This window comes from Mesorhizobium sp. M4A.F.Ca.ET.090.04.2.1, assembly GCF_003999085.1.
Classification (GTDB): domain Bacteria; phylum Pseudomonadota; class Alphaproteobacteria; order Rhizobiales; family Rhizobiaceae; genus Mesorhizobium.
Window position 1 is genome coordinate 1 of record NZ_RZOT01000147.1, and the last position, 11,515, is coordinate 11,515.

9 protein-coding genes are annotated in these 11,515 nt (G+C 62.9%); 1 reads left to right on the forward strand and 8 read right to left on the reverse strand.

The window, feature by feature from the left end; genetic code table 11:
- Positions 1-189: 189 nt before the first annotated feature.
- Complete coding sequence (locus EN781_RS12810; RefSeq protein WP_126055858.1) at positions 190-3,063, reverse strand: glycosyltransferase family 1 protein; 2,874 nt, start codon at positions 3,061-3,063, stop codon at positions 190-192.
- Entirely contained in the window at positions 3,060-4,553 is a 1,494-nt protein-coding gene (locus EN781_RS12815; RefSeq protein ID WP_127400042.1) for a methyltransferase domain-containing protein, read from the reverse strand. The genes EN781_RS12810 and EN781_RS12815 overlap by 4 nt, the downstream gene beginning before the upstream one ends.
- Before the next feature lie 393 nt (positions 4,554-4,946).
- On the opposite strand from EN781_RS12815, the gene EN781_RS12820 reads away from it, so the two are divergent.
- On the forward strand, positions 4,947-6,461 hold the full coding sequence (locus tag EN781_RS12820) for a glycosyltransferase (protein ID WP_126055855.1): 1,515 nt from the start codon (positions 4,947-4,949) through the stop codon (positions 6,459-6,461).
- Positions 6,462-6,500: 39 nt separating this feature from the next.
- Here the strand turns inward: EN781_RS12820 and EN781_RS12825 are convergent, their stop codons facing one another.
- The 6 genes from EN781_RS12825 to EN781_RS12850 form a co-directional block, all read right to left on the reverse strand.
- Positions 6,501-7,286, reverse strand: a complete 786-nt coding sequence (locus tag EN781_RS12825; RefSeq protein WP_127400043.1) for a hypothetical protein — start codon at positions 7,284-7,286, stop codon at positions 6,501-6,503.
- Between the two features lie 161 nt (positions 7,287-7,447).
- Positions 7,448-8,188 carry an ABC transporter ATP-binding protein gene (locus tag EN781_RS12830; RefSeq protein WP_126055853.1) on the reverse strand — a complete coding sequence of 247 codons (741 nt, stop codon included), beginning with the start codon at positions 8,186-8,188 and terminating at the stop codon, positions 7,448-7,450.
- A 9-nt stretch (positions 8,189-8,197) separates the two neighbouring features.
- Positions 8,198-9,061, reverse strand: coding sequence for an ABC transporter permease (locus EN781_RS12835; protein ID WP_245455544.1), 864 nt, complete (start codon positions 9,059-9,061; stop codon positions 8,198-8,200).
- A 71-nt stretch (positions 9,062-9,132) separates the two neighbouring features.
- A complete protein-coding gene (locus EN781_RS12840) occupies positions 9,133-10,080 on the reverse strand; it encodes a GDP-mannose 4,6-dehydratase (protein WP_245455543.1) in 948 nt (315 codons plus the stop codon).
- A 36-nt stretch (positions 10,081-10,116) separates the two neighbouring features.
- Positions 10,117-11,103 carry a GDP-mannose 4,6-dehydratase gene (gene gmd / locus EN781_RS12845; RefSeq protein ID WP_126055851.1) on the reverse strand — a complete coding sequence of 329 codons (987 nt, stop codon included), beginning with the start codon at positions 11,101-11,103 and terminating at the stop codon, positions 10,117-10,119.
- 87 nt (positions 11,104-11,190) lie between these two features.
- Positions 11,191-11,515, reverse strand: a 325-nt coding sequence (locus tag EN781_RS12850) for a cupin domain-containing protein (RefSeq protein WP_127400044.1), incomplete at its 5' end; no start/stop codon positions are given.

The following is an 11,515-nucleotide window of genomic DNA, read 5'->3' on the forward strand; positions in this document are numbered from 1 at the left end:
CCACTCCGCTTTCCGGGTCACCATTTTCGAATGGCATGAACGACCAGCCAACACAATGACAGGCGCCAGCCAACCCTCAGGGGCCGCAAAGTTATCCGTCTCGACGCTGTTGGCTGCCGTTGGCTGGGGCCGACAAACAAGTGACCTGCAGAATGATCGTGCTGACCGAGGTTGGTGGTTGTGAGCCGACTACAACGCCACGCGAAGAGGGTTGCCGAACCAACAGTTTCCCTCCTGGACGAGTTCAATTTCGACGAATTCGGTGCCGCTGTTTTTCAGCGACATCGGTACATTCACAGCCAGGTAGATCGTGTCGCCCGGCACCAGAACGAACGGGATATTGGTGCGCGCGTTGTTGTACTGGATTGACTGGCCGGCAGCGTCGAGCGCGTGGTAGCTCAGCGTGACGCCTAGCTGTCCGTCGGCTGCGCAGAGACTCGACCAGACCGTGTCGGAGAGGTTGGTCACATTGACGACGATCTTCAACGCGGCGCCGTCATCGGTCGCGCAGGGGCCCTCCACGAACTCCAGACGGTGAGCGCGCTGTTCTTCCTCGAGGGGCGCCATAACCCGCGTGGTGCCGAGATCGGTCCGCAGGGCGAGGGGTCTTGGATCCTTCGGCTCGTAGAGCTTGTACCATTTCTGCCCGACGACCACATCTTCGAGCTGTGTGGCGCTCTCGGACCAGGTTGGCCACGAGGCATCGCCGGTCTTGGCCGTGGCTGTGCTGTTCAGGAAGTCCTTGACCGCCACGCCAAGTGCGGCGGCAGAGCCGGCTTCGAAGAAGGACGCGGCGGCCGCGCCCTTGCCCACCTCCCGGAACACCGGAATGTCGCTGGCTATCACCGGCTTGCCGAAATGGCCCGCCTCGACGATGGGCAGGCCGAAACCTTCGGCGAAGGAGGCCGCGATCAGCGCGTCGCAACCAGTGTAAAGCGTGGCCAGGTCGCCATCGTCGACCTGTGAGTGCAGATGCAGGCGCTTGCCGAACTCCGCATGGCGCCTGATGCGGTCGTCGAGATACGCCGTTCCCCACCCGGTTTTCCCGACGATGATCAGTTCGATGTCAAAACCGTCGGCCCACAACGCCTCGAAGGCATCCAGCGCAACGCGATGGCCTTTGCGCGGCTCCAGCGTTCCGACCATCAGGAAACGGGGGCGCATCGCGCCTGTGCTCGCGCGCGCCGGCTTGGATGCGGTCGGCCCCTTGGCGAAGTCCGCGCCAAGCTGCCAGTAGCCGACTTTCATCGGGCGCGGGAACCGGATGCCCGCGAGCAGATCCAGCAATTCGTCGGCGACCGCGCGCGAGATGCAGACAAAGCCCGTCGAATAGGCCAGCGCCGTCTGAAACCATGCGCTGAAGGCGGGCGGCATGCCCTCATGGCAAAAGGCGGCCGAGCGCAGGGGAACCGTGTCATAAAGACAGGAAATGACTTCGCCGCCCTTGATCAGGGCCGGGCGAAGGAATGCCGGATGCAGCGTGTGGTAGATCCACGAACTGTCCAGCATCAGGATCGTATCGCCGGCCTGGGGCAGGAGTCTGGTTGACGGCTGCTTGGGCGGCGCCCGTCCGGTCCACTCCCGGGCGAAATACCAACCGGATTCGTCGTCACAGAACGAGATGTACTTGCCCTCGTTCTTCGCTCGGCGCGGAAACATGTTTTCGCAGATCCGCCGAACGACCCGTTGAATGCCGCTCTTGCCGTCGTCGATCAGTGTCGAGCTCGCATCCACCAGCAGCCTCGGCCTGATGAGTTCGGGCTCGGCGAGCGCCATCAAGGTCGCGACGTCCCGCTCTTCATCTTTCCTGACCGCGAGTGCCTCGACCAATCCGAACCGCGGCGGCGGTGCCGGTCGACGTTCCAGGCCTCGCAGACCCTCAACGACACGCTCCGAAACCCGGCTCCAGCTGAAAGCGTCTATCCTGTCCCGCGCCAGCTCCTTCAGTTTGCGCGTGTTGGGCTTGCCTACAGCGACGGCTTCGATCTTTTCGGCGAGGTCCGAGGGCGATGCGGGATCGAAGAGCAGCGCGTCATCCCCGACGATTTCCGGAAGCGCGCCGGCCCTGGCCGCTATCGCGGGTGTTCCGCAGGCGATCGCTTCCAGCGCCGTCAGTCCGAAACCCTCCATGAAGGAGGGTTGCACCAGGGCAAGAGCCTCCTTGTAGAGGCCAACCAGCGTGCGGTCATCGACCGCGCCGGCAAACACGATCCCGTCGGCCGGCAAACCACAGGATGCCCATACGTTGCGCAACTCGCCTTCCTCGACAGGCCCGACGTCGCCGGCGATGACGAACTTCAGCTTTTCCCGCAACGGTTTGGAGATCATGCACAAGGCGGCCGGAACGATGGCGATGTTCTTGCGCCAGTCGAATCCGCCCACGTAAAGGAGGTATTCGCCCGCGATATCGTTGCGCTCCGTGCTGTCGTCGATCAGCTCGACGAACCTGTTCGATATTCCGGTCCCGATGTACAGGTCGTTTGTCGTATTGACGAAATGACGCAATTCGCCGGAAGAAAAATCGGAAATCGTGAAAGCGAGATCGAAGTCCCTGTAGCTGGAGAGGCGGCGATTGAAATATTCCTGCCGGCGGGGGTCCCGCATATATTTGTCGGGAAACCGGAACGGGATCGCGTCATAGAATATGGCCGCCGTTCTGACTGTCGCCAGGGGGCCGCCGAGGTAGGGAACCGCGGGGTCCAGGGCACCCTCGAAAGGACTGGCGGAGAGGGCGACGTCCGGATTGAGTTGATTGACGTGGTGGACAAGGGCTATTTCGCTGCGCTTGCGCCATGGCGTGAATCCGAAGTCGGCTTCGCCCCCCTCGGCTTTCCCGTGCCAGACGTGAATACGCTCCGCCGGAACGATGTCCGCAAGCAGCGACCGCGCGGCCATTGCGCTATCGGCCATCGCGGCATTGAGCGAGACCTGCAGTTCGATGTCGTTCTCATGGGTGGAAAGACTGCGCAGCAGATCCAGGACGTAGCGTCCAATGCCGCGCATCCGGCTATGCGTCTGCAGGCACTGGCCGTCGATCCACAGCTTCAATGGCTCGCTGGTCATGTCGACATTCCGGAGCTGAGACGCTTGCTCCAGGCCTGCAGGACAGCGGGATCGGGTTCGAGCGTCCAGCCTGTGTCTATGGTCACCAAGCCTCCATTGGTGCGGGCGAAGGTCAGCAGGCGGCGCTCGAGCGGCGGGGCAATTCTGACCATGCGCTGCACGAACGCGGCGGCGCGCGGCCTTCGGCGCAACCACAGCAGGCCATGTTGCATCACGAGCCTGGCGTTTGCCCTGGCGGGTCGGCGAAGGGGGGCGCCGGGAAAGGCATGGTCCCTCGGCTGCCCGAGAACTGTACGGTACAGCTGCTTCATCCCCCGCAAGGGAGCCGCAAGTCTCCACGACGTCGAATTCCTGAAGGCATCCGTCAGGCTCGACAGTTGCTCGACCTGTTCGGCAAGCCCCGTCTCCCTGTCACGCAAGCGGGCGATTTCGGCGTCCCGTTCCTGGATGGAGGCTTCCTTGGAGCCGACCTGCTCCCTGCTCGCGATTTCCTGCTCGGCAATTTGTTGGCGAAGACGCTCGATCTCCGCGTCGCGCGCGGTCACGGCCCTGTCCTTGATGATGTCCTTCAGTTGCTTGCCGAGAGCGGCAACCGTGTTCGTGAGCGCCGTATTTCCCGCACGCATCATCTCCGACTGGGCGGCGAGATTGTCGGTCAGTTGCTGAATTTGCTGCGCAGTCGAGGCCATCGTCGCCTTGAAGCCGTCCGACAAGCTGACGATCTCGTCATCGGCCGAACGGAGCCACTGCTTGATCTGTGCCATGTCGGCGGGCGGCTGCTGCGTTGCGGTTCCTACAAATGCCGCGAGGGCCTCGGATCCCTCCGCCGCACGCTTTCTTGCCAGGCAGGCATAGTCGCGCGCCACCTCGAACATGAGATGAAGGCTGCGCTCGATCGGCCCTGCCTCGATCATCGGCGCGCCGTTCAGCCTGAGGATCGCTGTTTCGGCGAAGCCGGCCTGTCCCACCAGGAATTCGAGCAGAGCCGGTGGCAGCGGGCTTTTGTGCGTTGGGTCGAGATGGAAAGTATGCGTGCCGACCGAGATGTTTTCCGGGTTGGGCGTTTCCAGGATCAGCAGGCCGTCGTCGATCAGCACTCTGCGGCATTCATCCAGCAGCTCTATCAGATAGTCGGTCGGCACATGCTCGACCATGTGGAATGCCGAAACGACCGCAACGCTGCTATCCGGCCTGCCGCCGAGATATTCGAGCGCGTCCTGCAGTTCGATCTTGTGGCCACGGTCGGTGGCTTCCTGCGCCATGCGCGCGTTCGTATCCACGCCAACCGCTTCCAGCCCGGCCTCGCCAAGCACCTCCAGCCACTCGCCGCGCCCGCAGCCGAGATCGATCGCGAGGCACGGCCCTTCCGCCTGTCGCGGCACTTGCGCCAAAAGGGGTTGGTAGACCTTCAGCCGTTCCTTGACGAGTTCCCTCGAACCGCGAAAGCGATCCTCGAAAGCCTTGTATAGTTCCTCAAAATTCTTTTTCATCGGGCAATTTCGAGCGCGTGTTCTACGCAGCCCGTCCCGGCAGTAACGGGACGGTCCGGAGGGATGACGACAAAGCCTTGAGCACTGTCGCCATCTATAAACGTCACGGATTCCAAAGCTGCCGCCTTGGTTCGCACTTCTGCTGCAGAACCAAACATCTCACTCTCGCCGCTGCTTGGCGTCAGCTCCGCCAAGCGCCTGCCGCCGCCCTGGGGGGTATGGCATGCGGTGCACGCCACGACAATGGCGGATTCCGAGGATTGGGCCGCAACCTGTGCAAGGGCCTCGCCAAAGAATTCGGCGATCCAAAAGCATTGATGGGCTATAGAGCCGGGCGGGGCGCCGCGCACCCCCGGACAGGCCGCGCAAACGTGTAAGGAAGTCTGCCTACCCATGATACTCAGACACCCGCTGTCGATCCTGATCGCCAACATATATCTGACGGGCCGTTCGGGAACCGAGATCGTCACCCGGGAGCTCGCATTCGCCCTCATGCGCGCAGGGCACAGGCCGATCGTCTATGCGCCCGAGTTGGGACCGATCGCCCAGGAGATCCGGGCGCGCGGCATTCCCGTCACTGACGACATCTCGACCATCGCCGCGGAGGTCGACATCATCCACGGCAACCACACCCAGGTCACCGCAATCGCCGCGGCGCGCTTCCCGAATGCTCCCATCGTTTACTTCACCCACGATTTCGTCGCCTGGCACAGCGCGCCGCCGCTTCTCGCCAATGTCCGCAAATATGTCGCCGTCGACGATACGGTTGCCGAGCGGCTGCAGTCCGAAGCGGGCATTCCGGCCGACCGCATCGTCACGCTGCTCAACGCCGTCGACACTGACCGTTTCGCGCCTGGGCCGCCGCTGCCGGGACGTCCGCGCCGCGCCCTGGCTTTCGCCAAGAACGCGCAGCATCTGAGCGCGGTGCGGGCAGCCTGCGAGAAGCGGGGCATCGAGCTGGATGTGATAGGAGAAGCCGTAGGCAACATCGTCGACGAGCCCGAAACCCTGCTGCCGCAATACGATCTCGCCTTCGCGTCCGCGCTCAGCGCCCTCGAAGCCATGGCCTGCGGCCGCGCGGTCATCGTTTGCGACGGTCGCGGCCTCGCTGGAATGGCTCGCTCCGAGAACTGGGATACATGGCGGCGGCGCAACTTCGGACTGCGGGCGCTGCAGCAGCGCCTCTCGCCCAAGGCGATCGCGGCCGAGATCGATCGCTACGATGCAGCCGACGCAGCCGAAATCTCGAGGCGAACGCGCCAGGAGGCAAGCCTGTCAAAATGGTTGGACGCCTGCCTGTCGCTCTATGGCGAGGCGATCGGTCAACATCGCGCCGCGCCTGCGGCCAGCTACGCGTCGAACCTCTCTTTGGCGCGTCATATGCAGACCTGGCTGCCGAAGCCGGGGCGGCCGGCATGGCCGTGGATGGCGGAGCGCGAGGAGCTTCTGACGCGGCTGGCGCGCTTGCCGGCCGGGCTGGAACCGGTCAAGGCGAACGAGCCGGTTTCATTGGCGCTGGCGGACGAGCCCGAAAAATTTGTGCGCCTGACGGGGTTCGGCGCGGTTGAATCCTGGGGCGTGTGGACCGACGGCGAACTGGCGATGGTCGAATTCGAGATAGCCTACGGCCCTGCGCCAACCTCGCTCAGGCTGGTTCTGGAGCCTTTCCTTCATGCGCACCGCTCGGAAGTCGCCGCCGAGCTTTTCATCAACGGAACGTCCATTGAACGACGGCTGTTCGCGGCGCGGCAAGACTGGAAGGTGGCGCTGCCGCCCGGTTCCTTGCTCGCCCGGCATCTAACCATCGGCCTTCGGATCGAAAATCCGGCAAGTCCACGCCAACTCGGCCTGTCGAGCGATGAACGACGGCTTGGGCTGGGACTGCGCCTGATCGAACTTGGCGGATGAGCTGCTGGCTTACTTTCTGCCGGCGCTCGCGCCCGGGATTCATGGCGCCAGTTGCCTGGCCAGCGGCTCGACGTGCTCCTTGAAGCGCAGCACTGTCTTGTAGTAGCCGCTTTGGACCCGCTGCTCGCCCCAACGCTCATAGGCCGGCGGCTGCTCGGAGCATTCCGAAATGTCCAGATGATAGTCGACCGGGCTGAGGCGCTCCACGCCGAGGCTCGCAAGGCCGTGCGCCGCGCGCAGGCGGTCGGCCTCTTCGGTCAATTCCGGATAATTGGCTATGGCCCCAAGCTTTCGATCGAACGCCCCGGCGTCGAGGTGAAGCTCGATCCCGCCCCGCGAGGTTGTCTCGCGCCTGAGGGCGCCCGCCTCCAGCGGGAATTCGAGATTGGGCAGCTCACGGCCGTCTTGGTCGCACAATTTCGCCAGCGCCGCATTGACGAGCAGCCGGCAGACGTCGTGCCCCGGATTGAACCCTTCGACCGCGTCGGCGGCGACATAGTCGATCGCTTCGCCGGCGAGAACCGTGATCATTTCGTCAACGAGCTGCTGGAATGTCTCCGCTTCGCCGGCCAGGATAGCCCGGTAGAGATCCCGGTCCGCCATCTTGCCGAAGAACGCCGCCGCCGGGCGCGCGCCGGCGCCGGCCAGGACTTCGGCCGTGCGGTCGAGCCTGCCAACACCGAGATGGCCCGAGCCGTCGGTCAGCACGAGGACCAGGGGCTTGGCCGTCTCCATCCAATGGTGGACCCGCAGCTCATGCCCCGGATGGGCAACGACCAGCGCCGCCTTCTTGCCGCGCCACCAACCGTGCTCGTTGCTGTCCATGGGTGCGCCCCCTAAATCTGATACTGAAATCAATCGACGTAAGATTAGGGTCCCGAAAGTCGATTGGCCTTAGCGTAATCCCGGGAAAAGTGCGAAGCGGTTTTCCGTCCGGAATTGCCTAAAAATGCAAGACCTCACATCTAGCGCACGCGCCATGGGCTTCAACCAAAATAGGCCGGGAGCACCTCATTGGCAGGGCCGTCCATCAGCACGCGGCCGTGTTCCATCCACAGGATTCGGTTGCAATTGTTCTGCAGCAGTTCGCGCGAGTGGCTTGCAAGGACGAGAATCTTGGTCGTGTCGACGATCTCGCGCAGCCGCTTGTCGGCCTTGTGCTTGAAATCCTCGTCGCCGGTCGAAAGCCATTCGTCCATCACGAGTATCTCCGGCCGGATCGCGGTGGACGTTGAGAATGCCAGGCGAAGCTGCATGCCGGACGAATAGGTCCGGAATGGCATGTCGAGGAAGTCGCCCAATCCGGTGAACTCGGCGATCTCGTCATACTGCTCCCGCAATTCTTCCGGACGCATGCCCATCATCGCTGCGCGCAACCTGATGTTTTCGCGGCCCGTTGCTTCCGGATCAATGCCCAGCGAGATATTGATGAGCGACACGCATTCGCCTTGGATCAAGGCGGATCCGCTCGTTGGCTTGTAGATGCCCGACAGGACGCGAAGCAGCGTCGTCTTGCCGGCGCCGTTGTGGCCGACAAGGCCGATCCGGTCGCCCTCCCGCAGGGAAAAACTGACATCCTCGAGGCCGCGCACGATGACATGGCCATCCCCACGGCGGTCGATCGCGCCGCCGGTCGCGACACTGAGCACCCTGTTCTTGAGGGAGCGGCTTGCCGCGTTGAACACCGGAAATTCGACCGAGACGCCGGTCAATGTGATGGAAGCCATAGCGGTTGTTCAGAGCCAATAGGGGATGCGATGACGATAGCTGCCAAACAGGGCGAGGGCGGCCATCCAGCCGACGACCGCGAACACGACGCACGCCATCCAGCTGATCGCGGACGGCAATTCGCCCAGAAGCGGGTCCCGCACGACGCTGATCAGATGGTAGAAGGGATTAAGCTCCACCAGCCGCTGCGAGAAGCCGTCCGGAAGCGTTTGCGGCATCCACATCACCGGGGTCAGGTACATGACGACCTGCAGGAGGTTCTGCATCACCTGCGTCATGTCGCGGTAGCGCGCGCACAACACCGCCAGGATGAGCATGATCCAAAGCAGATTGAGCGACAAAATGACAAAGCCAGGCAGCGCCAGGAAGACGTGCCATGTCGGCCAGCGCCCGACGGCCAGCAGGACGAGGGGGTATATCAGGATGTTGTGGCCGAGGATGATTGCGTTGCGGTAGAGCGTCCGCAACACATGCGTGAACAGTGGCATGCGCACCTGAAGGATGATGCCCTCGGCGCCGACAAAGGCGATGCACCCCTCGTTGATCGACGTCGCGATGAATCCCCAGAAGATCAGGCTGACGCAAATGTAGGGGAGAAACTCCTCCAGGGGTGTGCGGAACAGCGTGCCGAAGAGGAACCCGAGCGCGCCGATCAGGACGCCCATGTTGATGGTCAGCCAGAACACCCCGACACGCGAACGGCGATAGCGCTGGGCCACGTCCTGCCAGCTGAAAGTCGTCGCGAGGTGATGTTTCGTCAGCGCCGCGCCTATGTCGGCGAACGCATCTGCAAGGAAGCCCGTTTTAGTCGGCAGCATATGTCCCGATCGTTTGTCCTGCCCAGGCCCGGCTGTGTGCGAGGTTCGATACATTATTGCCCTGTGGACATCAAGTTGATGAGCCTCCGCGGGAAACTATGCCGGCCGCCCCGGATTGCGTGCATTCAACGGGCGCCGCACATCCGCCGCCAATAGCCGAAAACGTCGGCGATTGTCTGCTCGAATGGCACCATGGGCCTCCAGTTCAGCCTGTCGCGCGCCTTCGATGCATCACCGCATGCGAAGGGCGTATCGTTGAGCCGCAGTCTTTCCGGATCCGTGCGCACCTCGATATCGATGCCCGACCGCGCGATAAGCATGTCGAGGATATCCCGGATCTTGCGGGGGCGTCCGGACGCTATGTTGAAGACACAGTCCGGTTCGGCATCGACGTCGACCATGGCCAGACGCGCATAGGCGCGCACGACGTCGCGGACGTCGAGGAAATCCCGCTCGACCTCCAGATTCCCCACATGGATGACCGGCTCGCTTTTACCCGCCACGATCTCCGCCACCTGGCGCGCGAAAGCGGGAACCACATAGGCGTCGGACTGGCCGGGGCCGGTATGGTTGAACGGCCGGCAGCGGACTGCCCGCAGCCCGTCATAGGCCATCTGCCCGATCATCAGGTCCGCGGCGGCCTTGGTGGCGCCGTACACCGTCGTCGGCCGAAGCGGTTCGCTTTCCGTCACCGGCCGGCCGGCAGCACTTTGGAACGATGCTCCATAGGCTTCCGAACTGCCGACATAGACGAACCTGGCCTCCGGAGCATGGCGCATCGCCGATTCGGCGAGGTTCATCGTCCCCGTCACGTTGACGTCCCATGCATGTCGCGGCGCGTTGCGCGCATCCGCCGGCGCCGCCACCGCCGCCAGGTGCACAAGCGCTGTTGGACGGGTCTTTCGGATCGCTGCCTCGACCGCGCTCCTGTCCATGAGGTCGATCGGGTTCATCTGCCCCTTGCCGTGGCCGAAGGCGAACACCTCGCACTTGCCATGGTCTCGCGCGAGCAGCTGTAACAGCGCCGAGCCGACAAAGCCGCTTGCCCCGGTGATCAGAATGCGATGCGTCAAGCTATCGACCATTACGCAAAGGGCTCTCTGCTCGACCTAGCGTGCGGGCTGGTTGGTGTGACGTTCAAGGTCGGCATCCACCATTTCCCGGATCATGTCTTCCAGCGAAATCGTCGCTTCCCACCCCAGCTTGGCCTTTGCCTTTGCCGGATTTCCGAGCAGGATTTCGACTTCGGCGGGCCTGAACAGGTCGGGGTCGATGACCAGATGGTCCTCGATGTTGAGTCCCACATGCTCGAAGGCGATGCGGCACATGTCGCGCACGGTCGTCGTCCTGCCGGTGGCCACGACATAGTCGTCCGCCACATCCTGCTGCACCATCAGCCACATGGCGCGGACATAGTCTTTGGAGTGGCCCCAGTCGCGCTTGGCGTCGATATTGCCGAGCCGCAATTCCCTGGACAGGCCCTTCTTGATCCGCGCGACCGCATCCGTGACCTTGCGTGTCACGAACTCGATGCCGCGCAGCGGCGATTCGTGGTTGAACAGAATGCCGCTCGAGGCATGCAGGCCGAAGCTTTCGCGGTAGTTGATGGTGATCCAGTGGCCATAGAGCTTCGCCACCGCATAGGGCGAGCGGGGATGGAAGGGGGTCGTTTCCGACTGCATTGGCTCCTGGATAAGGCCGTACATCTCCGACGACGAGGCCTGATAGAAGCGCGCCTCGGGGATTTCGAGGCGAAGCGCCTCAAGCACGTTGGTCACGCCGATGCCGGTGACGTTGCCCGTCAGGATCGGCTGCTGCCACGATGACTTGACGAAGGACTGGGCGGCAAGATTGTAGACCTCGTCCGGCCTGATGTCGCGCATCGTTCGGGCCAGGCCGGAAAGATCCGTCAGGTTTCCGTCGACGATCCTGACGTCCTTCTCGATACCGAGCCATTTCAGGCGTGTCGTGTTGACGTCGGCCGTGCTCGATCGCCGCGCAAGTCCGTGGACCTCATAGCCTTTGGCGAGCAGCAGTTCCGCCAGATAGGCGCCGTCCTGTCCGGTGACGCCCGTTATCAATGCTGTTTTTGTCATCAATGCTCTCGATGTGTCCGATGATTGCTCCACCCAAGCCCGTGTTGCCGATGTTGCCCGCCCCAGCCCGGCGAGCCAATGAAATTGTCAGGCGCGACCGTATACGTCGTCAAAGCGCACGATGTCATCCTCGCCCAGATAGTCGCCACTCTGGACTTCGATAATCACCAGGTCGATCTTGCCCGGGTTTTCAAGCCGATGCTTATGGCCACAAGGAATGTAGGTCGACTGATTGGTCGCCAGGAGCAGTTCCTCGTCGCCATTGATTATCTTGGCCGTGCCGCTGACCACGACCCAGTGTTCCGAACGATGGTGATGCATCTGCAGGCTCAGGCGCCGGCCAGGCTTGACCTCGATGCGCTTGATCTTGAAGCGCTCGCCTTCCTCGAGGACCGTATAAGTACCCCATGGC

Bases quoted from the DNA above. Each gene is read 5' to 3' on its own strand.
- EN781_RS12820 (WP_126055855.1), top strand. From the start codon at position 4,947: ATGATACTCAGACACCCGCTGTCGATCCTGATCGCCAACATATATCTG.
- EN781_RS12835 (WP_245455544.1), bottom strand. From the start codon at position 9,061: ATGTATCGAACCTCGCACACAGCCGGGCCTGGGCAGGACAAACGATCG.
- gmd (WP_126055851.1), bottom strand. From the start codon at position 11,103: ATGACAAAAACAGCATTGATAACGGGCGTCACCGGACAGGACGGCGCC.
- EN781_RS12815 (WP_127400042.1), bottom strand. From the start codon at position 4,553: ATGAAAAAGAATTTTGAGGAACTATACAAGGCTTTCGAGGATCGCTTT.
- EN781_RS12810 (WP_126055858.1), bottom strand. From the start codon at position 3,063: ATGACCAGCGAGCCATTGAAGCTGTGGATCGACGGCCAGTGCCTGCAG.
- EN781_RS12830 (WP_126055853.1), bottom strand. From the start codon at position 8,188: ATGGCTTCCATCACATTGACCGGCGTCTCGGTCGAATTTCCGGTGTTC.
- EN781_RS12825 (WP_127400043.1), bottom strand. From the start codon at position 7,286: ATGGACAGCAACGAGCACGGTTGGTGGCGCGGCAAGAAGGCGGCGCTG.